The organism is Bradyrhizobium sp. USDA 4354 (genome assembly GCF_054060315.1).
In genome coordinates, this window is sequence record NZ_JBSSDC010000001.1 from 3,052,679 (window position 1) to 3,079,661 (window position 26,983).

General features: G+C 58.1%; 25 protein-coding genes. 13 read left to right on the forward strand and 12 right to left on the reverse strand.

Annotation, left to right across the window (positions count from 1 at the left end; translation table 11 throughout):
• Positions 1 to 208: 208 nt before the first annotated feature.
• Positions 209 to 598 (forward strand): hypothetical protein, encoded by a 390-nt coding sequence (locus ACVIIV_RS14300; protein WP_456744758.1) that lies wholly within the window; start codon positions 209 to 211, stop codon positions 596 to 598.
• Between the two features lie 986 nt (positions 599 to 1,584).
• On the opposite strand, the gene ACVIIV_RS14305 is transcribed toward ACVIIV_RS14300, so the two are convergent.
• The 3 genes from ACVIIV_RS14305 to ACVIIV_RS14315 form a co-directional block, all read right to left on the reverse strand.
• Positions 1,585 to 2,967 (reverse strand): M16 family metallopeptidase, encoded by a 1,383-nt coding sequence (locus ACVIIV_RS14305; protein ID WP_456744759.1) that lies wholly within the window; start codon positions 2,965 to 2,967, stop codon positions 1,585 to 1,587.
• A 59-nt stretch (positions 2,968 to 3,026) separates the two neighbouring features.
• Positions 3,027 to 4,475, reverse strand: coding sequence for a M16 family metallopeptidase (locus ACVIIV_RS14310; RefSeq protein WP_456744760.1), 1,449 nt, complete (start codon positions 4,473 to 4,475; stop codon positions 3,027 to 3,029).
• 334 nt (positions 4,476 to 4,809) lie between these two features.
• Positions 4,810 to 5,520: a hypothetical protein gene (locus ACVIIV_RS14315; protein WP_456744761.1), complete on the reverse strand. Its 711-nt coding sequence runs from the start codon at positions 5,518 to 5,520 to the stop codon at positions 4,810 to 4,812.
• A gap of 1,149 nt (positions 5,521 to 6,669) precedes the next feature.
• Between ACVIIV_RS14315 and ACVIIV_RS14320 the strand changes: the two genes are divergently transcribed.
• Positions 6,670 to 6,855, forward strand: a complete 186-nt coding sequence (locus ACVIIV_RS14320; RefSeq protein ID WP_246784304.1) for a hypothetical protein — start codon at positions 6,670 to 6,672, stop codon at positions 6,853 to 6,855.
• A gap of 313 nt (positions 6,856 to 7,168) precedes the next feature.
• On the opposite strand, the gene ACVIIV_RS14325 is transcribed toward ACVIIV_RS14320, so the two are convergent.
• The 9 genes from ACVIIV_RS14325 to ACVIIV_RS14365 all read right to left on the reverse strand — a co-directional run bounded on the left by ACVIIV_RS14325 (position 7,169) and on the right by ACVIIV_RS14365 (position 17,386).
• Positions 7,169 to 7,678 (reverse strand): tetratricopeptide repeat protein, encoded by a 510-nt coding sequence (locus ACVIIV_RS14325; protein WP_456744762.1) that lies wholly within the window; start codon positions 7,676 to 7,678, stop codon positions 7,169 to 7,171.
• A gap of 106 nt (positions 7,679 to 7,784) precedes the next feature.
• Complete coding sequence (gene sctV, locus ACVIIV_RS14330) at positions 7,785 to 9,902, reverse strand: type III secretion system export apparatus subunit SctV (protein ID WP_456744763.1); 2,118 nt, start codon at positions 9,900 to 9,902, stop codon at positions 7,785 to 7,787.
• Between the two features lie 8 nt (positions 9,903 to 9,910).
• On the reverse strand, positions 9,911 to 10,339 hold the full coding sequence (gene sctY / locus ACVIIV_RS14335) for a type III secretion apparatus assembly chaperone SctY (protein ID WP_018319571.1): 429 nt from the start codon (positions 10,337 to 10,339) through the stop codon (positions 9,911 to 9,913).
• Positions 10,340 to 10,341: 2 nt separating this feature from the next.
• Entirely contained in the window at positions 10,342 to 10,881 is a 540-nt protein-coding gene (locus ACVIIV_RS14340) for a hypothetical protein (protein ID WP_057027928.1), read from the reverse strand.
• 33 nt (positions 10,882 to 10,914) lie between these two features.
• A complete protein-coding gene (locus tag ACVIIV_RS14345; protein ID WP_271520417.1) occupies positions 10,915 to 11,805 on the reverse strand; it encodes a SctD/MshK family protein in 891 nt (296 codons plus the stop codon).
• 115 nt (positions 11,806 to 11,920) lie between these two features.
• On the reverse strand, positions 11,921 to 12,187 hold the full coding sequence (locus tag ACVIIV_RS14350; protein WP_456744764.1) for a nodulation protein NopA: 267 nt from the start codon (positions 12,185 to 12,187) through the stop codon (positions 11,921 to 11,923).
• Positions 12,188 to 12,224: 37 nt separating this feature from the next.
• Positions 12,225 to 12,521: a hypothetical protein gene (locus ACVIIV_RS14355; RefSeq protein ID WP_456744765.1), complete on the reverse strand. Its 297-nt coding sequence runs from the start codon at positions 12,519 to 12,521 to the stop codon at positions 12,225 to 12,227.
• A gap of 864 nt (positions 12,522 to 13,385) precedes the next feature.
• Positions 13,386 to 15,185, reverse strand: coding sequence for an HrpF/NolX family T3SS translocon protein (locus ACVIIV_RS14360; protein WP_456744766.1), 1,800 nt, complete (start codon positions 15,183 to 15,185; stop codon positions 13,386 to 13,388).
• Between the two features lie 1,499 nt (positions 15,186 to 16,684).
• Entirely contained in the window at positions 16,685 to 17,386 is a 702-nt protein-coding gene (locus ACVIIV_RS14365; RefSeq protein ID WP_456748724.1) for a secretin N-terminal domain-containing protein, read from the reverse strand.
• 189 nt (positions 17,387 to 17,575) lie between these two features.
• On the opposite strand from ACVIIV_RS14365, the gene ACVIIV_RS14370 reads away from it, so the two are divergent.
• The 11 genes from ACVIIV_RS14370 (at position 17,576) to ACVIIV_RS14420 (ending at position 26,952) form a co-directional block, all read left to right on the forward strand.
• Positions 17,576 to 18,094 (forward strand): nodulation protein NolB, encoded by a 519-nt coding sequence (locus ACVIIV_RS14370; RefSeq protein WP_456744767.1) that lies wholly within the window; start codon positions 17,576 to 17,578, stop codon positions 18,092 to 18,094.
• A gap of 17 nt (positions 18,095 to 18,111) precedes the next feature.
• Positions 18,112 to 18,966, forward strand: a complete 855-nt coding sequence (gene sctJ, locus ACVIIV_RS14375) for a type III secretion system inner membrane ring lipoprotein SctJ (RefSeq protein WP_456748725.1) — start codon at positions 18,112 to 18,114, stop codon at positions 18,964 to 18,966.
• 21 nt (positions 18,967 to 18,987) lie between these two features.
• A complete protein-coding gene (locus ACVIIV_RS14380) occupies positions 18,988 to 19,608 on the forward strand; it encodes a nodulation protein NolU (protein ID WP_456744768.1) in 621 nt (206 codons plus the stop codon).
• Positions 19,605 to 20,228, forward strand: coding sequence for a type III secretion system stator protein SctL (gene sctL / locus ACVIIV_RS14385; RefSeq protein ID WP_456744769.1), 624 nt, complete (start codon positions 19,605 to 19,607; stop codon positions 20,226 to 20,228). Before ACVIIV_RS14380 ends, sctL begins: the two co-directional genes overlap by 4 nt.
• Positions 20,225 to 21,580 (forward strand): type III secretion system ATPase SctN, encoded by a 1,356-nt coding sequence (gene sctN / locus ACVIIV_RS14390; RefSeq protein ID WP_456744770.1) that lies wholly within the window; start codon positions 20,225 to 20,227, stop codon positions 21,578 to 21,580. The genes sctL and sctN overlap by 4 nt, the downstream gene beginning before the upstream one ends.
• The gene (locus ACVIIV_RS14395) at positions 21,556 to 22,092 is read left to right on the forward strand and encodes a hypothetical protein (protein ID WP_456744771.1); all 537 of its coding nucleotides are present in this window, start codon (positions 21,556 to 21,558) and stop codon (positions 22,090 to 22,092) included. Before sctN ends, ACVIIV_RS14395 begins: the two co-directional genes overlap by 25 nt.
• Positions 22,093 to 22,149: 57 nt before the next feature.
• Positions 22,150 to 23,205 carry a type III secretion system cytoplasmic ring protein SctQ gene (sctQ, locus tag ACVIIV_RS14400; protein WP_456744772.1) on the forward strand — a complete coding sequence of 352 codons (1,056 nt, stop codon included), beginning with the start codon at positions 22,150 to 22,152 and terminating at the stop codon, positions 23,203 to 23,205.
• Positions 23,198 to 23,863, forward strand: coding sequence for a type III secretion system export apparatus subunit SctR (gene sctR, locus ACVIIV_RS14405; protein ID WP_456744773.1), 666 nt, complete (start codon positions 23,198 to 23,200; stop codon positions 23,861 to 23,863). The genes sctQ and sctR overlap by 8 nt, the downstream gene beginning before the upstream one ends.
• A 1-nt stretch (position 23,864) precedes the next feature.
• Complete coding sequence (locus tag ACVIIV_RS14410; RefSeq protein WP_025038819.1) at positions 23,865 to 24,140, forward strand: EscS/YscS/HrcS family type III secretion system export apparatus protein; 276 nt, start codon at positions 23,865 to 23,867, stop codon at positions 24,138 to 24,140.
• A 962-nt stretch (positions 24,141 to 25,102) separates the two neighbouring features.
• A complete protein-coding gene (gene sctT, locus ACVIIV_RS14415; protein WP_456744774.1) occupies positions 25,103 to 25,918 on the forward strand; it encodes a type III secretion system export apparatus subunit SctT in 816 nt (271 codons plus the stop codon).
• Positions 25,915 to 26,952 (forward strand): EscU/YscU/HrcU family type III secretion system export apparatus switch protein, encoded by a 1,038-nt coding sequence (locus ACVIIV_RS14420; RefSeq protein WP_456744775.1) that lies wholly within the window; start codon positions 25,915 to 25,917, stop codon positions 26,950 to 26,952. The genes sctT and ACVIIV_RS14420 overlap by 4 nt, the downstream gene beginning before the upstream one ends.
• Positions 26,953 to 26,983: the final 31 nt, after the last annotated feature.

Here is a 26,983-nt window from a genome sequence, read left to right on the forward strand (position 1 = left end):
CGCAAAGTGCGCAACCGGCGCGTCTCTGCTTTGGGTGCGAACATGGCAGAAAGAAGGGGCAATGAATCTTCGATGCGAGAGCTCTGCAACCGATGAATGTTTTCAACATCAAGCGAGTGACGTCGTTGGATCGCAACGACGATGCAGGCCAAGATTGGGAGTAAATCACTAGTACTGGTGATCTACGTTAGGTTTGTGGGCGGCTGGAATGCGCGCCGCCAAGAACCATCGGTCTGCCTGTGGTGATCGGCGATTGACAGAGGTCATCTATCGCGGCCGCTCTCTATATTGGCATGAAGCGAGCGAACCTTACGTAACGTCAGATTGCGAGCTCGGTGGAAGCGCAATTGAGGCGGTGCTACGCGGTCCGACTATGGCTTGGCAGATCATCAAAGGTCTGCTGGATCAGTTCGTCGTCTTTTCGGCAGACAGCGAAGTGGCTGGTCAATTACTGAGAGATGACCCTGAACGACCGAACTCTCACTCTGCTGAAGAATATCGAGGTATGCGAGCGCTGATGCTGACGCAAATAGCGAGCATGCATCTGTTCGCGCCGAGGCGAGACTATCGTGTCACGGAGAACAAGATCGAAGGGTGAGCGGGGCGCGGCCCGCCGACGGCGGTGGCGGCGCGATATCGAGGACGCTCCGTCGTCGGCGTCGAGCGATCGGGACGATCTTTGTCTTGGGCACAGATTTCGCCGATGAGGCGACGTGGTGCAGGTCGAGAAGAATCTGCAGGGAATGAACGATGGCCTGGCGCGTGTGCGCTCTCGCTGGGCCGCTTCCTTGGGTGCGGCAGACGGTGTACATTACCGTTTTAAAGCGCCCATTCTGACCACTCTTTCGATTTGCTAGGCAAGCCTGCCTGAAATGGGGTGCGAGGTGCGCGTCCAGTTCTCGTTTCTTCTGGTCGGTCGCGCTTTAGATAATTGGTCTGCATACTCGGCCTCGGCGTAAAGCTACATCATGCTCACCTTCATATCCTTCATGGGACACCGAAGCTTGTTAGGCATCCCCGAGAACTGCTCTCTAGGGAGCATCGATCCCGCTGGCGCCACGGTACGAACGCCAGCCGACCAGGGTAACGCAACTCGAGCACAACTGAATGCGACTAAGGCGGATACTTACTGCAACAAGCGAGGCAGGCGTGGAAAACAGGAAGTGTCGACCTCATTGCTGCCGCCGGAGGCCGCCGAAAGTAGCGATCCTCCTGCCGCAGCGAAGAGCTCCGATCCGCCGATCGCTGGTCAGGCCGGAAATGAAAAAATTAAGAACAGGCCATTTGGTAAGCGGTTATTTCCACGTCTGTGCCATTCCCTCAATGGCACGACCACAGTGGAAGCTCTGCCTCAGCGTATCCCCCTCTGAGGCCGTTTTCTTGGTGATAACTCTATTTTTGCATTTCGCTACCTGAAGACTTCAAGCCGGACTACCGCCTTGTTTGGCAAAGCGATAGAGCAAAAGCGGCACTCGAGCGGCCGCGTGGTAACTACCCGATCATCGAATGTCTCCGCGAGCTAAAGGCGGGTGGCTAGACGCACTCCGCGCGCAACAGGGAGGCGCTTGCTAAGCGCCTGGGCTGCTAGAAAGTGCAATTCGGTGGCGCCGTCGAGGCGGCGCCTAGCTGCTCTGCGCCTGGCGGGAGTGTGGTCCCCGATGGCATGGTGGTCGGCTGCGCTGCGTCCTTTGCGGAGCGGCCGACGATAATTGTGAGCAGACCCTCGCCCCACAGCCGCTGCGCTGCTCTCTTGGCGTCCTCTAACGTCACCCCATCGACCACAGCGTTGTGCTTTTCGAAATAGTCGATGGGCAGCTTGTCAAGCTGATGCTGCAGCAGCGTGTGCGCAAGCTTTGATGATGTGTTGAGAGCCAGCACTTGCGAGCCCTTCAGGTAGGACCTTGCATCATCGAGTTCCTGCTGAGTCGGTCCTTCCTCGGCGATGTGGCGGACCTGCTTCTCGATTTCTTCAACCGTTTCGCCGGCACGATTGGCGCAGGTGCCGCTACTGCCGAGAAACATGGCTGAATGATCCAACCAGACCAGGTTCTCACGGACGAAATAGGCCAGTCCGCGCTTCTCGCGGACTTCCCGGAACAGGCGCGACGTCAGGCCGGCGCCGCCGAGGATGTGGTTGACGACATAGGCGGCCATGAAATCGGGCTCGCTGCGACGGACGGCTGGACCGCCAAAAGTCACAACTGTCTGCGGCACGTCGAGCGGAATAAAGACCCGCTGCGGCGGCTTTGCTGCGACGACTTCGCGAACCGGTGTCGCTTCCGCTTTGGTGGCCAGGCTGCCAAAGGACTTGTCGAGCAGTTTGCAGAGGACCCCTGGATCGACGTCGCCGACCACCGCGATCTTGAGCGTGTCTTTTGCGATCACGCGTCGGACATAGCCCTTGAGATCCGCGACCTCGATCTTCGGCACGCTTTCCAGCGAGCCTCCGGCTGGGCGAGCATAAGGATGATCGCTAAAGGCGACTTCGAGGAACTTGCGATGGGCCAGAGACGATGGATCGGTCGAGTCGTGCCGAAGGCGCGCAAGCACAGTGGCACGGATCCGTTCGACATCGGCCGCGTCGAAACGCGGCGAGGTTAGCGCCATCCGTAAAAGTTCGAAGGCCTCGTCCGCGTTGTCCTCGAGCGTGCGCAAGGCACCGCGGAAGTGATCATGGGTCGAGCGAAAACCCAGCTCAATGGCACGACGGTCGAGCCGCTCATGAAAGGTCTTGAAGTCGAGGTCGCCGGAACCGTCCTTGAGCAGGTCAGCAACCATGTGGCCTACGCCAGGTTTTTGAGGGGGGTCCTGAGTCGCGCCGCCGGTGAAGGCAAATTCCATCGCGATCAACGGGACAGTGGAATCCTGCACGAACCAGGCTTCTATACCGCAAGACGAAACCAGGCGCTCGATCCTGCCCCCCGCAAGCGTCCTGGTGGCGGCAAGCGAATTTGGCGAAGCGAGCATCGCGATTGCGAGCGAGGCTTCCCCGAGGAGGATCCCACGTCGTGCGCAAGGATGGACCACTAGAGCTTCTCCCCGTGTTTTGGCGTAGGCTCTTTGATGAGATAGCCGGTCACCGATCGTTTCTTGTCGAGCCATTTCCGCACGGCCTCGCGCACCTGCTTTGCACCGACCGCGCGGATGCCGTCCGGCCAGCCTCGAATATCGTCGATGCATAGTCCCGTTGCCAGGCCGCGGCCATACCGGCGCGCGAGCATTTCCTGATTGTCCTGAGCGTAGGTTACCTGCGCGATCAGCCGCGTTTTGACCCGCTCGAGATCTTCGGCGCTCGCGGGATTACGCGCAAGGTCGGCGATTACCTCGTCGATGGAGCGCTCGATCTGGCTGAGTTTAACGCCAGGTTTTGGTATGGCAGAGATCGCCAAGTGCGAGGGATCGAGCGCGGCAGAGTGGTAGCCCGCTCTGGCAGTGACCGCGAGCTGCTTTTCGACCACCAACGAGCGATAGAGATATGAGTTGACGCCGCCGCCCATCAACTGCTCTAGCACGTCAAGCACTGGTCCCTCGCCGGCGGCTGCGGTGCGAGCCGACGGTACGAGATAATAGCGGTGCAGGGCTGGCTGTTCGACGCGGGAATCGGCCAACGTCACTGTGCGCGCCGCCGCCGGCGTCGGCTCCTGCGGCCGCAGGCGTTCCAGGGGAATCGATGGTTGCGTGGGGATGCCGCCAAACGTCTCCTTCACCATCGAGCGGATTTCCTCGGGGACGACGTTTCCAGCGACAATCAGGATTGCGTTGTTCGGTGCATAGAAGCGCTTGTAGAAGGTAAGCGCGTCCTCTCGGGTCAGCTTTTCGATTTCCTGGCGCCATCCGATAATCGGGCAACCGTAGGGGTGGTTGAGGTAAAGCGCCGCCATCATCTGCTCAGCGAGCCGTTCACCTGGATGGTTGGCGACGCGCATATTGAACTCCTCCAGCACGACGTCGCGCTCGGACAGCACGTTCTCATCTTTGAGAACGAGACCGGTCATGCGGTCGGCTTCAAATTCCATCATCTTGCCGAGGTGCTCGCGCGGCACGTGCTGGAAGTAGCTGGTGTAGTCGAATCCGGTGAAGGCGTTCTGATTGCCGCCGGCGCGCAGCACGGCCTTGGAGAATTCATTCGCCTGATGTTTGGAGGTGCCCTTGAACATCAGGTGTTCGAGGAAATGCGCAAGCCCCGATTTGCCAGGCGGCTCGTCGGCGGAACCGACCTTATACCAGATCATCTGAGTCACAACGGGTGTGCGATGATCCGGGATCACGACCACCTGCAGGCCATTCTGAAGCGTGAAACTAGCTGGTCGATCTGATCTGACCGTGTCGGCAACGACGCTACCCTCTTCAGGAAGATATAAGTCAGTGCTATCATCCGTTCTGTGCTCGACCGCCAGCGCGGCGGGCGTCGTCGAGTCGGAGGCATTAGCGGCGGTACCTCCCGCCTTGGCGGTGACCGAAATCCGGTTCTTCATGGCATCGCCTTTCGTTCCATACTGATCCACGTTTGTGGCGGACAAATCCGACAAAGCGGGGAGCCGCACGTCGTTTGGCAAAACAGCAGAGCAAAGGCCGGACCAATTGCCGGATGACGTACTCACGATCGCGCGCACACCAACTGGACACAAAACAGAACTGGCGCGTACTATTCTGGCCAAAGGTGAACCGTCGACATGTCGTGAACACGACATTGCGCACAACGCGTCAGGACAACTTGGCGTTACTGATAGAATGGAAACTAAAAGGTGGATTGAGCGGCGATATGACGCCGGTGCAACTCTCGGCAGGCTCGCTGTTACAGATCTTGCTCTACACGATGAGTGGCTTGGCAATATTTCTCATGGTCGCGAGGCGGGAGTCGGCGAGCAGCTCCTTGGAGTACACTGCGCCGAAGTAGTCGAGGACGAAGGTGCCTGAATAACGTAGATTATCGGCCGCACGGATTAGGTTATCGAGAATTGTGGCGGCTTGGTCGATGCGGTCGCGATAGCGTGCGCGGATAACATTAACGGCGTTCATCGAGTGGACCGCCTCGTCGGCAATAACCTCCCGCAGCCAATGATGGAACGTGTTGTTCCCAAGGGCGTCATAAAATGGCTTTTCTGCTGCATAGGCGCGGCAAGTGCACATCTCATCAAACGCGATTATAACCATTAGGGAGAATTCGTCCTTCAGGTGTTCAACGATCGGACCAAAATCATGCGTTCGGGCGTCCAATCTCGCCCGAAGATCCCTTTCCGATCCGTTAGCGACAAGTTCAATGATTCGGATGAATCCGTCGGTGTGGCGCTCTTCGTCAATCGCCCAAGCGTTGAAGAATGCCGCAGCTTCATCGGAAGCAATAAGATGTCGCGCCACTAATTCTTCTTTCAGATACCGGGCGTCATATTCCGTGTACAGATCAGGCCACAATTTGTCCCAACGTGCGCGGACAGTCGACGGCTCGGCGGCGAACATCGCTGGCGTAAGAGCATCGAATAATTCTTTTGGACTCCAGTTCCGTCGAAACGGCGTGATCATCCGAGTGCCCCTAATCGCGTACCGTGCGAGCGCTCCGGCGCAACATTGTTGTCATCTGTTGTCAGCCGTACGCTCGCACAGCATATGCTACAAACAAACAAGAGATGCCGTCGTCTCCTTGTTTTGGTAGGCTGATGGCCAGAGGCCTTTCGGCTGGCGGACGCCTCCTCTTGAATGGCGCAGTAGCCTTTCGTGATGCACACGGCCGCAAAACCAGGGACGCTCGTCATTGCTAGTCGCCGGTCCAACACGGCCTCACCTGACTCCGGCGTGGCCGCCATGCTGAGAGGCACCATAGTTTCAGCAGATCCACGACGCCGCCTATTGAGGGGGAGGACTGCGGCACGTTTTGAAGCACAATGAGCGGCACACGTGGCATCGGATGGGAGGCCCGGGCACCAATCGGATGTGGACCAAGGGGTGGTTATTCTGCGTCCCAGGAGATCCCGGCCGTTAGCCTCGTTCCCATCGCCTTTTACTTTTCGGCACTTGCGGCGATACTACTTGAGCTGAGCATCGATGAGTATCTCTGGCCTTCTTCGATTTCGCTTAATGAATCCCTGTGCACTCCGCCGCGCAAGCGCACTGCTAAATCAAGTAAACCGAGCCACGGAAGGTTATGCGATTGCCTACACGACCTGGTAGATCGCCTAGGGTTGCGAGATTAAGAGGATTTGTCTCTAAGCAGCATTTCGGTTAAACAACTGCTCAGTCTCGCTAGCGTCGATGAGACGGAGGAAGTCACAGTTGCGTGCCGTTTGCTGTTTATGGAGGCAAAGGGATGTCGACAAAGCGCCGGCCCTCTTCGTCCTTCAAATCACCAATAATCGGTCTCATTAGTCCTGAGGATTCGAAAGACAGGCCAGATCACAAGATTGCAAGCCGAACGTGCCTCGTTCCCGTTAGCTATTTCTACATCTCGCTATCCAACCAATAAACTGAGACAACGGGGTGCAGAAGCGCCCGGATGGAGCACTGCGGAGCCGGGTTTTATGTGGATGTGCTCCTCTAGGAAGACGTTCATTGTCGGTCCTCCTCATGCCGACAAGAGTCTGCCAACCATTCACGCCTTCCACTCCGACCGCTAACGGATCGAAAACGGTTTTCGAGCAAGTTCTTGCCCGGGATAGCAGGGGAGGAGATCCACACATGACCGGACCGGCCGTTATGGAAAACGTGCGCCGCTATCGCGCGATAGCTTCGTTGTGCCGTCAGTCCGCCGCATTTCGGCCAGTTCAACGGGACTCATTACTAGCGCAAGCTGCAGAGTGGGAGGAACGCGCGATCGCGGAGCTCGAGAGATACTTTAGTTCTTCGGCCGCATGTTGTCGTTAACGGCAGCGGGCGCTTCGCAGATCCACGATCGAACAATAAGTAAGGTTCATGAGGGAACGGTGGCCAGGTGATCCGGTTGCGCAAGCCAGCCCTCGTGAGATCATGTCGGCGTTGGCGCCACTGTCTTCAGCTGCGGCAAAGATCTAAGCGGCCTACTCGCGCATTTGGCATCTTTGTTCTTGTTCCACTTGTCGCCCTGCTTGGCGGGATCAAGCGCCATCATCGAGTCGCTTACCTCAGCAAAGCCCAACGCTGCTGCGCGAGCTTTCGCTGGGCGAATGTGTAGAGAGGACAAGCGGTTCGTCGCCTAGCTTTAACGGTACGGTGCGTGCCGGCCATCCGCTTGCAGTTGTGGGCCCGAATTGCCTTTCTGCGTCGTCCCTTCAAGTGCGAGCGACAGCTTGAGATTGTTGCCCAACATCGGATTTTCTGGGTCAATTGCCAGAGCTTGGCGGTACAGCGTTTGCGCCTCGTGATGGCGGCCCTCGTGATCGAGCACAACACCTTTGGCATTCAGTACGCGCAGGTCGCCGGGTGCTGCAAGCAAGATGTTGTCGAGCACCTCAAGCGCCTCATCAGGGCTTTCACGCATCAGCAGGGCCCGCGCAAGAGGAATCGCCGCATCGACATTGTCCGGTCGTTGCTTCAGCGCATCGCGCAAAGCCTTCTCGTCAGCATCCCGACTGAGGGCCTGAGAGATGCGCTCGCGCATAGCTGGATCGACCTCCTTGGCCCCAACCAGCTCTGCCGTAGACGTCGGCTGCTGTGAAAGACCCGACGTGTGCGAGTTAGCGCAACCCGCGAGCAGCACAATGGCAAGCATGGGGAGAAAGGCCGAGCACGAATGGCGACGAAAGTTACGCCGGCGCCGCAGAACATTAATCTTACATGAATTCATAAGCGACCTCACGACCCCACACCTGTGCTCGTCAGCCGGCCGCAGGGAGGAGGTCACGATGCCCGCCTGTAGGAGGCTTGTCCTTGCCAGGCGCAAGTTTTACGGAGCCAATCGGCTGGACGGTGAAATCCGAGGCGAGATCCTGATACGAGAGAACAGGTAGGTCTATTCCATTGCGGGTGAGAAAGCCGCGGACGAAGCGCCGGATATCCATCGAGCCCAGGATAACTGGCTGGTTCTGACTGCGCGCGATGCTCGAATGAATCTGGCGAAATTGCGCAAGTAGCATCTCGCTTTGCCGATCCTCCAAAACGAGGTAGGGACCGACAGCGGTCTCGCGCAGCGCACCTCGCACGATATCCTCGGTCTCACGCTCGACGATAAAGGCCGCCACAACACGATGGGCGTTGGCATAGCGGTGACAGATCTGCCGCTTCAGAACGGAGCGCACATATTCGGTGAGCAGTACGGCACTTTGCTCCCGTTCGCTCCATTCTGCAAGCGCCTCCAGAACCAAACGGGTGTTCCGGATCGGGATGCCCTCGTCCAGCAAGCGACGTAGCACATCCGCGATGCGAGGGATCGGTGTCGTGCGCAGCACCTCCTTCACCAGATCGGCATATTCCTGCTCCATCCGACTAAGCAACTGACGCGTTTCCTGAATGCCCACCAGGCGCTGTGCATAGCGTGTCAACGTCGACTGGACGCGCAAGGCGATGATTTCGCTCGGACGGTGGTGCCCTATTCCGGCAGCTTTGAGAGCAGGCGCATGTCCTTGTTCGATCCAGATCCGCTTCGTGTCTGGGTCCTGCCAAAACGGGATCCCGCTCAGTTCAATGTTCGCCACGTCGTCGTTAAGTAAGAGTTGTGTCGGGTCAATGGCGCCCTCTTCCACCGGCACTCCTTCGACATCCACCCGGAATTGCGATTGGGGCAGGTGCGGTGCGCTTTGGGCGGGAATGCGTGGAATTGTGATGCCAAGATCAGCTGAAACCAGTGCCGAAAGCCGTGCGACGCACTGCTCGAGTTCCCCTACGTCGATTGCCTGCATCAGGCTCGGCGCGAGCAACAGCGTAATCGGAAGTGCCTCCGCGGGCACGGTTTGCTTCTGACCTTGTGCGGAAGCGGGAGCCGAACCGGTGGGACCGGCGCCGGCCTTGGGAGCGGTCTTGCCCTCTTGCACGCCAACCTTGAGAAAGCTGGCCGCGGAGAACAGCGCGGCCAGTATGACAAAGGGCGGCAAAGGGAAGCCAGGAACGAACCCCATCACAAGCAAGACACAGGAGGCCAAGCGTAGCGCTTGTGTGCTGGCCGTAAGTTGGTTGACGATATCGGCGCCGAGATTGAGTCTGGAAGGACCATTGACACGAGTGACAATGGTTGCGGCTGTAATTGATAGCAGCAGGGCCGGGATCTGCGAAATGAGCGCATCACCGATCGTCAGGATGGTGTAATGATGCATCGCCTCCTCGAGGGACATGCCCTTGGAGAGCGATCCGATCGTGATGCCACCCAGCATGTTGATGCAGATGACTATTAGTCCGGCTATGGCATCGCCCTTCACGAATTTCATAGCGCCGTCCATCGCGCCGTGCAGTTGGCTTTCTCGCTCCAGCGCGCCGCGCCGGCTGCGGGCTTCGTGCTGATCGATATGGCCGTTGCGCAGCTCCGCGTCGATCGCCATCTGCTTGCCCGGCAGCGCATCGAGCGTGAAGCGCGCCGATACCTCCGCCACCCGTTCGGCGCCCTTGGCGAGAACCATGAACTGCACCATGGTCACGATCAGGAATATGACAATGCCGACGGCGATGTTGCCGGATATGACGAAATCGCCGAACGTATGAATGATGCTGCCGGCATCGCCCTCGGCTAGGATCAGTCGCGTCGTTGCAACGGTAAGAGCGAGACGAAAGACGGTGGAGATGAGGATGACGCCCGGCAGGGACGAAAAGTCGAGCGGCGTGTTGAGATACAAGGCTACCATCAACAGCAATATGGCAAAGCCCAGATTGAAGCCGATCAGCATATCGATCACGACGATCGGGATCGGCATGATCATCATTCCGATCGCCAGAAGAAGCATCAACGCGACCATCAAATCCGGGTGAGCCGGCGCGCGCGTGATGAGATTTCGTAGAAGGTTGGCCATGAGAAGCCTTATTGTTGTTTGATTGCAGCTGTGCTGCCCCGCAACAAAACATAGCGTTTGAAGACGGCTTGCGCTTCGGTCATGCGGCCAGCGTGACGCAGGGCGTGGCTGCGCATCAGCATCAAGGGCGGACACGAAGACGGCTCGTCATCCAGTTTGTCAAGCCTGTCCAATACCGACAGTGCTTCGTCACCGCGACGTTCCGAGATGAGAGCGTAGGCCAGGATGCGGAGCAGGCCGATGTCTTGAGACTGTTCGTGAGCGACCAGCCGCAACAGAGCCAGGCTCTTGTCGCTCTGTCCGCACGCAAGGTAGACGTAAGAAAGCACGCAGAGCAAATCTCGCTCCGGCCCGGAGATCAGCTCGATCGCGCCGGCTTCGGAAACGATCGGCGGCTGTGTAGATGTGAAGTGTTGCACTTTGTCTGGCCCGACCATTGCTAGCCTTTGATCAAGCCGTTGTGACTCTGCCGGAGCAGGATTAAACGTTGCAGCTCCAGTTGCAGAAGGGCGGCCCCTTCACGTGGCACCAAATCCTCTGGCGCGGCTGATAGCGTATCAGCCAAACGCTCCAGAAGAAGGCCGTGTTGCTCTGGACGCAGAACATGCGAATGACGTAAGCGCGGCGTCACGAAGGAGAGCAGACTGTGCGCGAGATTGGGCTCATTAAGCCAAGCGAGTTCCGAGCTTGGCTCGATCTGACCTGGCGGGGCGCGCGCCTCGTCGAGATTGATGCGCGAAACTGCATCGATCGAACTGAGCTCGAGCGCGCTCTCGATCGTGGCGTCCACCAACCGATCCAGCACGACACTATGACGAGAAATTGAGGTGTGGCTCTTGTGATCATTGCCACGCGTCCGGTCAATCCCGATGGACTTGGCTCGAGGATGGACCGGCGTGATGGCAGATGCATGATGATCAACGTTTGGCTCTTGAAAAGAGGTGCCGGGCTCGACGGGATTCGGGGGCAGCCTAGTCATGGCACTTTGCTTCCTTACCTGCGGCCTAAAACGCTAATAGGGTAGAGTGGCAAGCCGGCCATCCCGGCTCAGCAGAACACGCCCTTCCTCAATCCCGTAGACGGTCCATCCATTGCTCAAGAGCGCGCCGACGAAATACTTTTGACCAGCAATGACAATATAGGGGGCGCTCCCGCGCCAAACAGCTTGGACCCCAATTGCGGGAGGCGTCTTCTCATCCTTGATAGCCACCGCATTAACGAGCGTATAAGCGCCATTGCTATTGTGATCAAACCGCTGCTGCACGTCTCGCCATGTGGCGAGCGAGGCAGGCGTAACGGTGCCATCGGCGGTGACAACGCCCGCCCCATAGCCGACCTTGATGCCGACAAGGCCCGCTCTGTCAACTTCCTCTTGCAACCGTTCGGCAGCTGCATCGGTGGCCAGAGCATCAGGAGCGCTGAGCGCCAGCTTGGGCGCAATGTCCGGAGCAGGGGACGACGGACTTGACGCCACGGTGGTATCGGTCTGGACAAAACTGGATGAGACTGCGCCAACCGCGGCAGAGCTGATCAGGACCAAAGCGAGAAAGGCGAGCGATATATGCCGGCGGTCGATGGAGCCAGCTTGTTTGTAGTCCTCGATCGTCCAGCGAATGGACATCGCCCCGGCATGCAAAACGACAGGAAGAGGGACAACAATGGGTTCGTTCGGTAAAACAGTCTCGTGCCCCTCAATCCTAACGTCCCTCGCAAGGGCCTCGATCTCGATTGAATTGGAATGGGGGGTGACACGAAGATGGTGCGGTTCGAGGCCTTGTTCGACGAAGATTAAGTCAGCATCGAGGCTGCTGCCAATCAGACACGATCCGACCCCCACTTTACTTGTCAGCCCGGAGTAACACCCCGACAACACTTCGAAATGCGGGCAATTTGGTTCATTCACGGTCGGTTTCCTGAACAGCGAACGGAACCGTACGGCAAAACCGTACGGCCCGTTGCGACTTCACAGACTAAGCAGCCGGGGAAAGTGGGGCGGCGACGCCGCCCCATCTCATCCCTTACTGCACCCGCTCATCGGCGGCTTTTTTGATAGTCGAAAGCTCAGTCGAGACGACGCGAAGTTCCACATCCCTCTCAGCAGCCTTTGTGCTGGTCGCAGTCAGAGCGGCGATTTGCTTTTGGAATGCCGCCTCTCCAGCAACTTCAGCACCCGCGGAAGCGGCTGCAGCAGTAGTGGTGCCGGCTGCCCCACCTACAGTCGAGGTACCAGACGCACCAACTCCTTTACCCATACTATTCTCCTGTTTGCTCGATTTCGCCGCCACGTGCGGCTCCTATTTCCTAACGTCGCAACATGCGACGTCAGGAATCCTCCTCTGTCTCGGCCATGACATCGTCGAAACGGCTCATTGCACTATTCGCAAATTGGAGAGCAACGGCTCCCAGGGCGACGCTGAACGCTTGCTGCATAGCGGCTTCTTGCGAGTTGCCGCCCGGAGTGGACGCGCCGCCGTTCACGGGAATGTTTGCATCAGGCGATCGGGCATGATCGTCGCGCTCGCCAGGCTTGTGAGATTCTTTTTTGCCGCCGCTTTTGCCGCCAGCCGCATGGAGGTCAGCATCAACGTGCCCAGCGGCGCTAGAGCTCGTAACGCGCATCGGGTTCTCCTATGTCAATTCAATCGTGCCAATGGAGGCAGTTTCCGCCCGCCACTATGCAAGGATTAGCTTTCGAAAAGCTGACGAGTCGTAGAAAATGCAATGAGCCGCTGGTCGATCATCATTAAACGTCTTCACCAGCCGACCGTATTTGAAGCCCGCGAAAGCTGGAGATCAGATCGTTAAGACAAACAATCGTTTGTGGAGCTTGATCGGGTGAGCACGTTGCTCATCGTTTCGAAAGCTTCAATAGGCGAAATATCAAAGCCACCACTAATAAAAGCGTTTTGAGGCCGACGTGCTGCAATCTCGCGCTCACGTCTCTTGCGATTCCTCCGAGCTCTTTCGACAATTTGCTTGCGGTCAGGCGAAGCGGCATGGAGCTTGACCTGGTCGGGAGCGAGGCGGAAAACCAGAGTGACGGCCGATTCAGCGGCCAAGAGCGGTCCCTCGGTCCTGGCGGGCCCATAGCAGATCCGTCAATCGCGACCCAAAAAAGCCCTTCGACTTCTACCGCGCTGGACCAATGTGCTCTCGATCTCGCGCAACCCGGCAGGCTCCGCGGCTGCGGCCGGTCTGTCGCGTAGTGTTAATGCATCGCGCTCTTGACAGGCGGGGTATGCAGTCGATGGAACTTCACAGCGGCAGACTGGGCTTGAGGTCGGATTCGGGCAATCGAGTGCGGCCAACATAGTGTGTACGCAGTGAAGAGCCGAAATAAGTTCCTCGGATTCGGGGGCGGTCTCAAGTATGCTGGTAGAGCTTGCGCGACCTACTGCTCGGCAGAGAGGCCCAACCGCGCGGAGGCCGCGCTAGCTCGATTAGCGTTTCCAGCGTGATCCTGAGAAGATAGCGTCGCTCCGGCTAGGCGTTAGCGCCTGCAGCTTGCAAGCGCTCGGACTCGATGCGAGCCTTCAGGTTATTCAGATAATCCTCCGCGTAGGACTGGGCCACCGAAACCGGCAGGTTGATGCCGGCCGTCGCGGCTTCTTGAATTGCCTGCTTCACCAAGCCTTCTCGCATTGCGAATTTGACCTCAGGTCCGGCGATGCAGCCCACCGCCTGTGCCGCAAGGCTCAGCCCGGCTTCTTCCAGCGCTTGCTTTATGTTGCCGCCACTGATGGCAGTGTGAAGAAGATTTGCAGCTTGCGCCTCGGCTTCGAGCACCATTGACGCCAGATCGGCCAATTCACCCAAGCCTGGAATGAAGCCAAGTACACCGACTGCTGTCGCGGCCCAGTCGAATACCTTAGAGCCAACCCTGAGCACGTCATTAAGTGCGTGCATGAAGGCGCCACCGTTCTTTTTGGGAGACTTGATGTCGGGCTGGTCTGCCATGCCCATCGTCATGTCCGCGACCGCGTCCTGCTCGGCAGGCGTTCGGACGGCATGCGTCTTCACTTGGTGAACGGTGCGGTTCGCACCCGACATGTTGTTGAAGAACTGGTTGAAGTCGCTGTTGCTGATGTTGCCGGAATCGACCGTATGGCCGCCGCCGAAGTCGAAGAACTTGTGGTGGGTTTTGTAGCCCGTAATCGCGTTGTTCATCAACCCGAACAACACAGGATCGGAGAGCAGCTGGGAGGCCGCCTTTCGCACCTCGGGCGCGAGGCTCTTATCATCGACCATGCTCGCTAGCTTTTCCCGGGTCAGGTCACCCTTCCCGAAGAAAGCGTTTTGGTTCTTGCTGATCGTATTGAGCGTATCGAGCTCGGCTTGCGTGAGATTCATCGATGATGAAGCAACCTGCAGGAAGTCCTCTTTGTGGACCTTGTCTATCGAGCCACCGTACAACTGCTTCCATTCATCCGGGTGGTCGAGGAAGTATTGAGCGGCCGCGAGAACCTGTGGCGGGCATTTGCCGGTTTTAGCTTCGCCGTCGACGATACGCTTGAAATCCGCGAGGCTCAGGTTCTTAGGCAGGTTGTCGGCATAGCGATAGAGTTCGCGCAATGCATCGGTCTGGGTCATAACCGATGGCCCGCCATTCCGGGTGCCGTCGGAAGGGATATAGTTTTGCGTATAGCTCTTTGCCCGCTGCTCCTGGAAAGCAGCAACCTGAGGGTGGTGATCGGAGAAGCCGGAGAGGTCGCCTGCTTTGATCTTCCCGCCGCAGCGGCCGTCACCTTGCGAGCCTATCGCATAGAAGAGCTCTGGGTCCTGTTGCAGAGCCTCGATCGCCGCCTTTAGATCCGGCGGTGTGGAGGGATCGTTGGCCAAATCTCCAAGAGATTTCCAATCCAGCGGGCATTTATCTTTGTGTCGGTTCAGCACCGACACAATCTGCAGCTCGGCATCAGTCAACGTGCCGCTGTTCCACGTGATCCTGGAGCTTTGTACGGGTGCCTCTGCAATCTTCGGGGCGCTCGCAGCGGAGGAGGACTCCGCGGAGGATGGCTCTGGGGCCTGCTGACATGCGTCCAGTGCGGCCTTGATCTCCGGCGGGAGGATGTTCCGCACCTCCTGCGTGAGTTCCTCCGTCAGCTGCTTGGCTGAGTCTGCAGCCGCCGGATCCTGTGGTGTGGAATGGTCATCGGCATTGTCTTTCAACGAGAAACTAGCCAGCATCGCCTCGAAGTTTGAAAGATCCCGCGCCGATGAGGGCCCGGGGGCCAGGCCGGACAAAGTCGAGCTGGCGGTTAGCGATAGGTTGTTGACTGACATTATACGTCCTCTGATTTGAGATCGCACCACAAGCCGGTCATGTGGCGCAGCCCGAGAATCGCGACGAACAACGAGCAAGAAATGTCGATAGGCTTCGATGGCTCCTACCACTTGCTTCCGATTGCTCAGTGCGCCCCCAGCGCTCAGTTCCGCTACAATCTATAGGCACATCGCCGTCTAGATATTCACGCCATATGGTAGGTTCGATTAGCTTTCCAAAAGCTGACGGCACTCAGAGGTTTCACAACGGGACGCGCAATGACGGTGTGAGAGGCGGTGATGGGTTCTCGATATCGGAATCGGCTTGCTTGTTATGCTCGATCGCTCGCCTCCGGGCCAACGAGGTCGAATTAACGAAGCCGAGTCTGCCGCTCTGCGGATGGTCACGTGCGCTGATTCGTGCAACAACGTCGCAGGTCTCCGCAGCATCGTATGGTGAAATCACCCACGCGTAGCGACCTCGCGCCTGCGCCCAACGAGAGTGTTGGCGCTTGCGTAGATGCTGCGGACCGTATTGCCCCGAGCGGATCGAAGCTCAGCTGCGCTTGGCATTCTTCATGTCATCATGCTTAGCCGCTTGGCGAGTGTTCGCTCGAACCTACAGGCCAAAGGGAAGGGGCCAGCGACGGTTTGAGACGAATAAAACCTTCTTCTCGCCATTCCGCCGTGTGAGGCACACCCAGGATGGTGAACGTTGTTGTCCGGACACCCCTGGTAGGTATGAGATCGCGGCTTCTCAGCATTTCGATCTGAGCGGGCGTAGCTGTTTGGCCAGTGAAGACCCAGTCGTCCTGGGCGCGACGACCGCTTGCCATGGCGAAATCTCCAATTTCCGGCGGAGCAACCCCTGCGGGCAACGTGGGCCCAGGTTGAGACGGTCCAGCGTGAGGTGACCCGGCCCGCATGAGCCAAGGCTCAAGATCTTGCCAAACAAGGTCGTTGCCGAAATCGGAGGCGTCCGCGCGGTGTTGAGCGATCGGCTGTTGGGAATTGGACCGCTCGCCGCCGCTCAATGATGGCTCGACGCGCGATGATCTGGCTCCGAGTTCCTGCCAAATTAAGTCCTGGCTGTATTCGGGTATTTCATGCAATGCCATTAGTTCACGCTCAAACTCCCTTGGACCGGCGGGCGACGAGCACGAGTGGGGCGCTGGGCTGTTGTCCGCCGGGCTTAGCGCGTTGAAGTCCATCCTGCTCCTCCTTTTGGACAACGGAGTGGCTTTCATTCTTGTGCGACGAAGCTCATTTGCATGACGGACTTCGTGGTGTTGTTCAAAAGCTCGCATGAGGCGCTAAAGTGGCAAAGCGCTCACCGATGCTGCTGGCCAGAATTCTGGTTCGCATCCGTGGCTCCGGCCTGGACGTTGATTACGCCACCCTGCGGCATCGGCCATCGACACATCCGCGCTCTGACAATGGCAGCAGTAGCTTTCGAAAAGCTGACAGAGGGCATAAGCAGACGCATTGCATCTCTTCCTAGGAAATCTGTTGTCATCACGTCATTTCTTACCTGCATCGGGTGTGTGGACCACGCCGTCTTGATGTGGTGCCTCCGGCGAAGGAGCGTCATTCGGTCGTCCTTCGCGAATGACCACGCTTGAGGATCCCCGAAATAGCATCAAAACCGACTCGTGCGGCGGCTTTTCGGCACCGCTCGAGTTTCGCCGTGCCTGTGCCTCCGCCACAAGTCCTTTTATTGTTTGCTCGACAAGCGCGACAAAGCGGGGTGGACCAGAGGCGAAGACGAGGCCATCTCCCGGCACGGGTCTCACGATGTAACGCTCGTCGGAGATGTTGAGCGCATCGAGTGTCGCCTTGAACGCATCAAAGCTGATTGGACTCAAGACCAAAAGACGGCTTTGCGCCTCATGCGCATCGGATACGTAGAGCACCAGCCCATCGTAGTACCATTGAAGATTGTAGAGATTGATCAACCGTTCGAGGAACTCTCGCGGTGGGAGATCCGGCATTCGCCCGCGAATGCGCCCCTTCACGCCGGTGCTGACATTGACTCTGATATTTAGGTTGTTGCCGAATTCCTGCAGTGCGGCCGCGAGGTCCTGATCCAGAACTGTGTAACTATAAGGTGTCGATGGCAGCGCCAGGGGAGCGCCGAGCGCCTCGACGAGGCCCAAGCAAATGAAAACACCAGCATAGAGAACCTTCTTCAAGATGTGCAGCCTTGTGGATGAGACGAGCATTCCTGCTTTTTTACACTTGAGAACAAGCACCGAAATTCGTCCCAAAATTTGAAAGCCGATGCTTCGTCCCAAATTGGAAGCTAACCGTGATCATTAGATGGCAGATGCTCGTCAGTTTTTGGTCAGCTTGCTTCTCTAAGGTGCGGCCCATTCGTGTGAACGAACGGCTCATCTCACCACGTGACAGAAATGATTGCCTCCATGTTTTGCGTTACGTCGATCTCTGCCAACTCCGTCGAGTGTGCCTCCAATGGCTGTTCGCCGGCACTCGCCAAGTTTGACGAGAGTCTTGCGCAGGCGGCCTCAAACCAAGGTGTCGCCTCGTCTGTGCCAGAGCGCGCGCCAGCTCCATCGCTGCCGGAAGTGCAGCGCGCGGTCACGCCGGCGAGCCCGCTCGGCGATCGCGTCCTTCAGGGCATTTCTGCTATTCACCAGGGCAAACCACTTCCGTCGGGCGCAGTTTCGCCGACGCTCGTCGGCGAGCCTGATCCTACCAGGAGTCTCCAGCTTGGGCCGGCCGCGCAACCGGTCTTGCGTGTGCAGCAAGTCGAGGTACATCCAGCGGGCAAACCTGAAGATGCGGATCGTTTCGACTCGGCGCTGGCGAATCTGCGGGATGTTTACAACGGCGTCATCCAGGTTTCGCTCCTCTCCAAGGGGACAGGTGCTGTCAGTTCATCTCTGAACAAGCTTCTATCGGCGGGCTGAGCGGGCCGTTGGCTGTCTTGACGAAAGACAAGATCGGTAATGGCCGGCCCGCAGGAAAGCGGCTTCATGCTCTCTTCCTGTTGCTGCTTTTGCTGACCCTCGCCGGTTGCAAAGCTGATCTGTATACCAAAGTTCAGGAGCGTGAAGCCAACGAGATGCTTGGGCTGCTCCTGAGCAAGGGCGTCGATGCCATCCGTGTCGTCGGTAAGGATGGGACCAGCACGATTCAGGTGGAAGAAAAGCAGCTCGCCTACTCAATCGAGCTGCTGAATGACCAGGGCTTGCCGCGCCAATCCTTCAAGAGCCTTGGTGAGGTGTTCAAGGGGGCGGGCCTCGTTGCCTCTCCGGTTGAGGAGCGAGCCCGCTACGTCTATGCTCTCAGTGAAGAATTGTCGCGCACGATCAACGATATCGATGGGGTTCTCTCCGCCCGTGTTCATGTCGTTCTGCCGAAGAATGATCTTTTGCGACAGGATGCAACCCCGTCCTCGGCGTCGGTTTTCATTCGACACGCCTCCAACGCGAAGCTCTCAGCCTTGCTGCCGCAGATCAAGATGCTCGTCGCCAACAGCATCGAAGGTCTATCGTACGACAAGGTGGCGGTCGTGTTCGTGCCGGTTGAGCGGGCTCAGCATGAGGTCTCCGTTGTGCCAGCGGCAGCTTCCGCCGAACCAACCAAGTTCATCGCAACCCACATTGCGATCGGTGCAGGAGGTGCGCTCGCCGCGTTGGGCATTCTTTCTTACGTGCTGCTGAGCACACGTGGGCCACAGCTTCGTCAATCCTGGCGCAAAGTGACAAATCTCGGCAGAGGTGCCAGCAAGCCAGCGGTCCAGTCCGCCGGCAAAAAACTGTCCTCCGATCCGAAATAGGCGGCAAGCAGGTCCGTATCGATGGCATCCACTGACCCAAATCATTCACTCAACCCGCATTCCGATCGCCTGCGCGAGCTTGCCGCTTTGATTCATCCCGACCGGTTTGCCGGCCATCTTGATGGGCTCCTGTCGGCCGCCACAGTGCTGCAGTTGCAGAAGACTCCGAGACTGCAGCAAAGACTGGTCGAATTGCTGCTGGGCAGTGAGCTGGTCTCGAACCGAACCGACTGGGGTAGCGACGTTCTGCTCGGGCATGATCCGCGTCGGGTGGCCCTGCTCGCCGGCAGTATCTGGCATGCCCGTTCGGTGCTCAAGCTTGTGTCAAAGCATGATGTAGCGATTCTGATCAAAAATATTGGTGCGGAAGCTCATGCTTTCGCAATCCGACACGTATCCAGCGCCGTCGCAACCACATCGATTGACGATCCGCAGAAGCTGGCGAGCCAGATTGAACATGACGGATGTGCCTGCCTTGGTGCTTGGCTCAAGGACGCATCAGAGCTTGACCGTGTGCGCGTTCTTTTCCGTTTACCTGTGGGAACCACCGCCGAATCCCCAGCAGCCGAACACCACAATTCAGCAGGTCAGTTACTGTCTTTGGTGGTGGCCCATTTGGCCACGGAGGAGCCAGCGGCATGACGGCCGATGAAACAGTCTTGCCAGATAGCCCGCGGATACGGCCGCTTGGTCCGCTCATACCAGCCGCGGAACTTGGTATCTGGTACGATGCGGTGCAGGCGCACGCGCTAGCCGAGCGATATCTGCGGCAGGTTCGCAGTTGGGCAAGGAAAGCCTATCAGCAGGAGCGGGAGCGCGGCCATCGCGAAGGTCTTAGGTCAGGCTCGGACGAAATGGCACAGTTGATCGCCCGAGCTGCTTCCGATGTGGCCCGGCGAAAAGCCGTTCTGCAACAGGAGTTGCCACAGCTCGTGATTGAGATATTGACCGGTTTGTTGGGCTCCTTTGATCCGGGTGAGATGTTAGTAATGACCGTTCGTCACGCCGTCGAGCAAAGATATGGCAGCGCAGAAGTATGCCTTCACGTCTCTCCTGTGAATGCTGATGCACTAAGGCATGAATTCGTGGCGTTCGATGGAACGGATGGTCGGCCGAAAGTCAAAATTGATCCGGACCCGGCCGTGGGACCCGACCAGTGCGTTCTGTGGAGTGAGTTCGGCAGTGTCGATTTAGGACTTGCCGCGCAGCTCCGCACATTGCGTCTCAGCCTTAATCCATCTTCTCAGGAAAGCGATCCGTGACGACGCAACGATCAGGCCATGATCAAGCGGCCGGAGTAGGAGATGTGCATGCGGCGATAGCATCTCTAAGATTGGCAGCAAAGGATGTCGATACGCGTGCCGTGCGGGGACGGATCACGCGTGCGATCGGCACCTTGCTCCATGCCGTGTTGCCAGGGGCCCGTGTTGGAGAACTTTGCCTGTTGCAGGATCACGCTTCCGGATGGTCACTTGAAGCGGAAGTCATCGGTTTGCTGCCGGACGGGGTGTTGCTGACGCCCATTGGCGATCTGGTGGGCTTGTCCCACCGCGCGGAAGTGCTCCCGACCGGGCGCATGCAGGAGGTGTCAGTCGGACCCGACCTGCTCGGCCGCGTGATCGATAGCTTCGGCCGTCCACTCGATGGCAAGGGGCCGATAAAGACGGTCCACACGTGTCCGCTCCGCGGCAAGGCGCCCAACCCGATGAGGCGGCGTGGCATCGAGCAGCCGTTTCCGCTCGGCGTTCGCGTGCTGGATGGACTTCTTACGTGTGGCGAAGGTCAGCGGATCGGAATCTATGGAGATGCCGGTTGCGGTAAGTCGACGCTGATGTCGCAAATTGTAAAAGGTGCGGCCGCCGACGTCACCGTGGTTGCGCTCATAGGAGAGCGTGGACGCGAGGTGCGTGAATTCATCGAACGTCATATTGGAGATGCCCTCGCTCGCACGATCGTTGTCGTTGAGACGTCCGATCGATCGGCAATGGAGCGGGCGCAATGCGCTCATATGGCGACCGCACTCGCCGAGTATTTTCGTGATCAAGGGCTGCAGGTCGTTCTGATGATGGATTCGCTGACGCGCTTTAGCCGTGCGATGCGCGAAATCGGCCTTGCCGCAGGAGAACCTCCTACCCGGCGCGGCTTTCCTCCTTCCGTCTTTGCGCTGCTGCCTGGTCTGTTGGAGCGTGCCGGTATGGGCGAGCGGGGCTCGATCACGGCATTCTATACCGTGCTTGTCGAAGGTGACGGCACGGGCGATCCGATCGCCGAAGAGTCGCGCGGCATTCTCGATGGTCACATCATTCTTTCGCGCGCGCTGGCCTCGCGAGAGCATTTTCCCGCCATCGACGTGCTGTCGAGCCGAAGTCGTGTCATGGATGCGGTCGCCTCTGGTCCACATCGCAAGGCGGCATCCGTCTTCCGCGATCTGCTCTCGCGCTACAATGAGGCTGAGTTCCTGATCAAGGTCGGTGAATACAAGCCGGGCAGCGATCCACTGACTGATCGGGCAATCGATTCAATCGAGGAACTGCGCTCATTCTTGCGCCAGGGACAGGACGAGCCGTCTAGCTTTGAGGAGACCGTCTCATGGATGTCGCGTCTGACGGCCTGAATCTCGTGCAAGCGTCGAAATTGCGGCTGGTGAAAGACATGAGAGAGCGAAGCGCGCTTCGTGAATTGTCAAACATGGAAGCCAGGCGCCGAATTGCGGTCGAAGCGCTGCAGCGAGCGTCTGAGAATCTTGAAGGCGCGGAGAATCGTCGCGCCAAGGTCGAAGCTGAACTTTATCAGGAGCTGGCGTCGCTCGAGACGATGTCCGTGACCGAGCTCGATCGTCGCTGTCAACTCGTCCTTGGGCGACTGGCAGCAGAGATCGAATCGGCACGCCAGGCGCGTGAGCAGGCGCGCATCGCGCATGAGCAGGCTCAACGGGCAGTGAATGGGACGCGTACCATATGGGCCAAGCGTTCGGCGGCGAGCCAGAAATGGGAGGAGATTGAGGGCAATGTCCAGCGCACTACCGCTGTCCGTTCGGAATGTGCAGCCGAAATCGATGCCGACGACGAGGTTTTGCTCCGATATCAGGGTGGTTCGCGCAGCCAGGCGGTCGGTGGCTCGAACTAATGACTGGTTCTCTTATGACGTCGCGAGCTGCGCCCGTGGAACCTGTCGGTAAATACCGTGGGTGAACCCGCACTATTTCAGCCAGCGGTAAAGTTGTCGCATCGCGTGGTCTCGTGGATCAACGAGGTCGCGGCACCGCGCACGGTTCTGCAGAGCCGCCTTGGCGATAAGCCGGTATCGATCCGTATAAACCGGCTTGTTTGGCAGGCCGAGCCATATGCCATGCCGATGCTCGACTGCGTATTTTGCGCCGGAGGCGAGACCGCCGTCTTGTCCTTGCCCCGCCTTCTCGTCGAGGCGCTGATTTCAACGGTCCAGTATGGCCTTACTTTACCTTCCGACCCAACCCGCTCGCTGCTTCTCGAACTTGCTCTGGAAGCTTGGCTCGCTCGATTAGAGATCATGCTCGCGCGGAATTTGCAGCTGATCCGCATCGAAGACGCAACGGCCAAAGACCCCTATTTGGAGCTCGACGTTACTTTCGGACCAGTGGCGGCCAAGGCCCGCCTGTTCTTGTTCGCGCCTCTTGACGGTCTGGTTCCGTCTGCGTTTCGTCTGTTAGGCGAGTTGATCGGCCAGTTACCGCGAGATTTAGGCAAGATTTCTTCGGAATTGCCGGTCCTGATTGCGAGAGAGATCGGCTCGCTGCGGGCGCCCGTCAGCCTTCTTCGTCAGGCACAGCCCGGCGACGCACTGCTGCCCGACGTCATTCCATTTGCCCATGGCCAGCTCATCCTCGCTGCGGACAAGTTGTGGGCGCCGGCGCAGGTCGCGGGCGACAGACTTATCCTTCGGGGACCATTCCGCCTGCACTCCCATCCTCTAAGGTATGCAAATATGACGATTCGCCCCCAAGCGGAGCAAGCAATCCCACCCTCAGAAGCCGACATCGACAGTGTTGAGATCACGCTTGTGTTCGAATGCGGCCGCTGGCCCATCCCGCTGGGTACGTTGCGAAGCATCAACGAGGGGCACGTGTTCGAGCTTGGCCGGCAGCTGGACGGTCCGGTCGACATTGTCGCCAACGGTCAATTGATCGGCCGCGGCGACATCGTACGTGTCGGTGAAGCGTTGGGGATCCGGTTACGTAGCAGGTTGGCGGTCAATGGTTGAAATTCAACCGAGCATCCTTGCGCTTGTTGCGGCGACCGTCGGCCTTGGCCTGTTGACGTTCGCAGTCGTCACAACGACAGCGTTCATCAAGGTTTCCGTCGTTCTCTTCCTGATCCGCAACGCGCTCGGCACTCAGTCCATACCACCGAACATCGTTCTGTATGGCGCTGCATTGATCCTTACCGTGTTCATAGACGCCCCGGTATTTGAGCAAACATACAACCGCGTGAGCGATATGCAACTTCGTTACCAAACCGCCGACGACTGGTTGACCGCCGCCAAGGAGGGCAGCGAGCCGCTGCGCGCCCATCTCAAAAAGTTCACCACTGAGGAGCAGCGCGCGTTCTTCCTGTCGTCGACGGAACATATCTGGTCGGAGGAGATGCGCGGCAACGCAACAGCCGATGATTTTGCGATCCTTGTGCCGTCCTTTTTGATCTCGGAGCTTAAGCGTGCGTTTGAAATCGGTTTCCTTCTCTATCTTCCGTTCATCACAATTGACCTGATTGTGACGACAATTCTGATGGCCATGGGCATGTCAATGGTGTCACCAACAATGATATCCGTTCCTTTCAAGCTTTTTCTGTTCGTCACAATCGACGGCTGGTCACGGCTCATGCACGGATTGGTCTTAAGCTACGCATCTCCCGGGAGTTGAGATGGACGAGGCCAGCATCCTCACCCACCTGAGCCGATCACTGGTCCTGTTCATGATCTGGGTTCTACCGCCGCTCCTGGCAGCCCTCGTGGCCGGATTGGGTATCGGCATCGTGCAGGCAGCAACCCAGCTCCAGGATCAAACCTTGCCGCTTACCGTGAAGCTCCTCGTCGTCGTCGCCGTGCTCGTTCTGTTTGCTCCGGTGCTGAGCGCGCCGCTGATCGAGCAAGCGCAGCATATCTTCACTGAGTTCCCCGCGCTCACAGCGAGGTATTAGTGCGCGGAACGCAAGGCTGTCTAAGTTTTAGCTATAGCGCGCGTTTGTCGCCTTCATTGTGAACCACAAAAAGCGAGTTCGTCAGCTTATCGAAAGCTCGCCTCACTAGCATGAGACGGATAGATATCCGAACTGTCCTGTTCGGCTCCGTGAGCCTGCTGTATTCGGAGGAGAATGACCCCATTTGGAAGTTCTATCCATTCGATTTTTTGCTCACGACGTGATGGAATTGCCTGCTGAGATCCTCGATGCATTGCCTGGCGAGTTGTCGACGGAGTGAACGGGCGAGCCGCTTTGATTGCAAGCGGCCCCACGATTCTGGCGTTCTGGTGAATGAGCCTGCGAATATGTCGCCGGCGAGTCCTTGCCGAGGGCCACCGGCTACAGGTAGGATGGCCCCGGCCAAACTCGGATGCGGCGGGCCTTAAGCGCAAGTCTTTGTATCCGCAAGCACACGTAAAACCGGACAGTTGTGCTTGGCTTTTTTCGTCGCGGAACTCGGATGTATCAATTCCAGGTACTGCCGAGGGTTCTTCCCTTCGCAAATCGCAATGGGCCCCATCAGTGAGGTCTTCAAAACAGGTCTTCAAAACAAGGACCCCGCCGGTTACCGAAGTCACCTGAGAAGGTGCGCTCGAGACCGATCTCCATAGACTGCGAAATTGATGGAAGCTTCGAGGCCCTCAGATCTCCAAACCGTGCTGCGGCCGGTGAGAGCGGAAGAAGCTTGGCTTGTAGGCCGCGCAGCGGCACGATTCGCCGGTGCTCTCATCGAATGGTCATACCTCTGCGCTGGATGGCTGTGGTCATATGGATGGTTGAAGCCGAAGTCATCTGCCCTGTGGGAGGCCTGTCGCTCTGCAACCGCCGGAACACGAGATCTGCAGAGTTCTTGACGTCTCACATCATGGCGACGCGAGTGCGACGGTTGCATCGCTGAAGGAACGACGAGCTGAGCTCAAATGGATGCCTTGTCACCCGCCGAGACGCAAACTCTGATTCAGACTGCTGTCGAGTTCGTCGTTGCGGCCGGACTCGGCGCGGCGCGGGCCCTCGGCATTATGCTGGTTCTTCCGGTATTCACGCGACCGCACATTAGCGGGATTATCCGCGCAAGCGCGACGGTTGTGATTGGATTGCCTTGCTTGATGCAGATCAGGAACGGCTTGCAGACACTAGATCAGGGCACCCGTTTGATTGCGGTCTCGCTCCTCGGTTTGAAGGAGATATTTATCGGCCTGCTGTTCGGTTTTCTGCTTAGTATACCACTTTGGAGCATCCAGGCCGTTGGTGACATCATTGATACCCAGCGCGGGATCTCGAGCCAGGTGGACGATCCTGCGACACGCAGTCAAGCCGCCCCGATGGGGCTCTTTCTCGGGACTGCCGCGGTTACGATCTTCGTTGTATCAGGAGGTCTGCAGACCATGGTCAGATGCCTCTATGGAAGTTATCTGATCTGGCCCGTGTATCGGCTGCTGCCGCCCCTGACCCACCAAGGGGCAATGGAGTTTATCGGGCTCCTCGACCATATCATGCATACGGCCCTCGTGGTCGCAGGGCCCGTGCTGGCTCTGCTGCTTCTGATCGACGTATCCCTCATGCTGCTCGGGCGCTTTGCGCCGCAAATCAAGCTGAACGATCTCTCTCCGACCATCAAGAATGCCGCCTTTGGCATCATTATGGTCAGCTACGCCGTCTTCCTGATCGAATATATGGGAGCAGAGATCATTCAGTTCAACGGCGTGCTGGAGTGGCTCGGGAAGTTCTTGAAATGAACGACACGAGCGAAGAGAAAAACCTTCCACCAAGTCACAAGAAGCTGAGAGACGCGCGTAAGAAAGGGCAGAGCCCGCGCAGCGCCGACTTTGTGACCGCGGCAAGCCTTTGCGCTGGCTTCGGTTGCCTGTGCTTCAGGGCGGGCTCGATCGAAGACGGATGGCGCGAAGCCGTGCGGCTCATCGACAAGCTGCAGGAACAGCCCTTCAACAGTGCGGCTCGGCAGGTGTTGTTCGAATTGATGGACCTTTCTATAACGGCCGCGGCTCCCATCCTAGGTGCGGCGGTGGCTGCGGCGATTCTGGCCGGTGTCTTGGCCGGCGGCGGGCTGACGATTTCGGTTGAGCCGCTTAAACCCAGCTTTGAAAAATTGGACCCCGTCAAAGGGCTGAAGCGGATTGTCTCCCAGCGGTCGGTTGTCGAGCTTGGAAAGTCTATCGTCAAAGTTTTGGTTCTTGGCGCTACGTTCGTTTTCACTGTGCTCGCAAGTTGGAGGGCACTGGTATACTTGCCCGTGTGCGATTTGAGCTGCTTTGGTCTTGTCTTTAAAGAGCTCAAAGTGCTGATCGCGATTGCTGCCGGCGCTCTTCTGATTGGCGGCTTGGCCGATCTGCTCATTCAGCGTTGGTTGTTCTTGCGCGACATGCGCATGACGCAGAGCGAAGCCAAGCGCGAGTCCAAGGAACAGGATGGTAGTCCGCAGATCAAGGGTGAACACCGCAGGCTCCGCCGGGAGTCGGCGAACGAGTCTCCGCTCGGCATCCATCGGGCGACAGTGATCCTGACGGGGCGAGCGACATTGATTGGGCTGCGCTACGTTCGGGGCGAGACCGGCGTCCCGGTACTGGTGTGCCGCGGTGAGGGCGAAACGGCTTCACAGTTACTAGCGCAGGCGCGCGCCCAACGTCTGAGCATTGTCGAGGATCATGTCTTGGCGCGCCAGCTGATCCGAAAAGGTGCGATGGGCAAGGCCGTTCCGATGGAGTGTTTCGAGAGGGTTGCAAAGGCAGTCTTTGCCGCCGGCCTAGTTTAGCGTCGCGCAAAACAGCGATGCGCTCAAATCT

Coding starts and splice junctions, on each gene's coding strand:
- ACVIIV_RS14340 (WP_057027928.1), bottom strand. CDS start 10,881: ATGACTAGGCTGCCCCCGAATCCCGTCGAGCCCGGCACCTCTTTTCAA.
- sctT (WP_456744774.1), top strand. CDS start 25,103: ATGGATGCCTTGTCACCCGCCGAGACGCAAACTCTGATTCAGACTGCT.
- ACVIIV_RS14380 (WP_456744768.1), top strand. CDS start 18,988: ATGGCATCCACTGACCCAAATCATTCACTCAACCCGCATTCCGATCGC.
- ACVIIV_RS14370 (WP_456744767.1), top strand. CDS start 17,576: ATGATTGCCTCCATGTTTTGCGTTACGTCGATCTCTGCCAACTCCGTC.
- ACVIIV_RS14300 (WP_456744758.1), top strand. CDS start 209: ATGCGCGCCGCCAAGAACCATCGGTCTGCCTGTGGTGATCGGCGATTG.
- ACVIIV_RS14420 (WP_456744775.1), top strand. CDS start 25,915: ATGAACGACACGAGCGAAGAGAAAAACCTTCCACCAAGTCACAAGAAG.
- sctR (WP_456744773.1), top strand. CDS start 23,198: ATGGTTGAAATTCAACCGAGCATCCTTGCGCTTGTTGCGGCGACCGTC.
- ACVIIV_RS14310 (WP_456744760.1), bottom strand. CDS start 4,475: ATGAAGAACCGGATTTCGGTCACCGCCAAGGCGGGAGGTACCGCCGCT.
- ACVIIV_RS14410 (WP_025038819.1), top strand. CDS start 23,865: ATGGACGAGGCCAGCATCCTCACCCACCTGAGCCGATCACTGGTCCTG.
- sctV (WP_456744763.1), bottom strand. CDS start 9,902: ATGGCCAACCTTCTACGAAATCTCATCACGCGCGCGCCGGCTCACCCG.
- ACVIIV_RS14325 (WP_456744762.1), bottom strand. CDS start 7,678: ATGCTTGCCATTGTGCTGCTCGCGGGTTGCGCTAACTCGCACACGTCG.
- sctY (WP_018319571.1), bottom strand. CDS start 10,339: ATGGTCGGGCCAGACAAAGTGCAACACTTCACATCTACACAGCCGCCG.
- ACVIIV_RS14360 (WP_456744766.1), bottom strand. CDS start 15,185: ATGTCAGTCAACAACCTATCGCTAACCGCCAGCTCGACTTTGTCCGGC.
- sctL (WP_456744769.1), top strand. CDS start 19,605: ATGACGGCCGATGAAACAGTCTTGCCAGATAGCCCGCGGATACGGCCG.
- ACVIIV_RS14365 (WP_456748724.1), bottom strand. CDS start 17,386: ATGCTCGTCTCATCCACAAGGCTGCACATCTTGAAGAAGGTTCTCTAT.
- ACVIIV_RS14395 (WP_456744771.1), top strand. CDS start 21,556: ATGGATGTCGCGTCTGACGGCCTGAATCTCGTGCAAGCGTCGAAATTG.
- ACVIIV_RS14355 (WP_456744765.1), bottom strand. CDS start 12,521: ATGCGCGTTACGAGCTCTAGCGCCGCTGGGCACGTTGATGCTGACCTC.
- ACVIIV_RS14305 (WP_456744759.1), bottom strand. CDS start 2,967: ATGCTCGCTTCGCCAAATTCGCTTGCCGCCACCAGGACGCTTGCGGGG.
- ACVIIV_RS14320 (WP_246784304.1), top strand. CDS start 6,670: ATGACCGGACCGGCCGTTATGGAAAACGTGCGCCGCTATCGCGCGATA.
- ACVIIV_RS14315 (WP_456744761.1), bottom strand. CDS start 5,520: ATGATCACGCCGTTTCGACGGAACTGGAGTCCAAAAGAATTATTCGAT.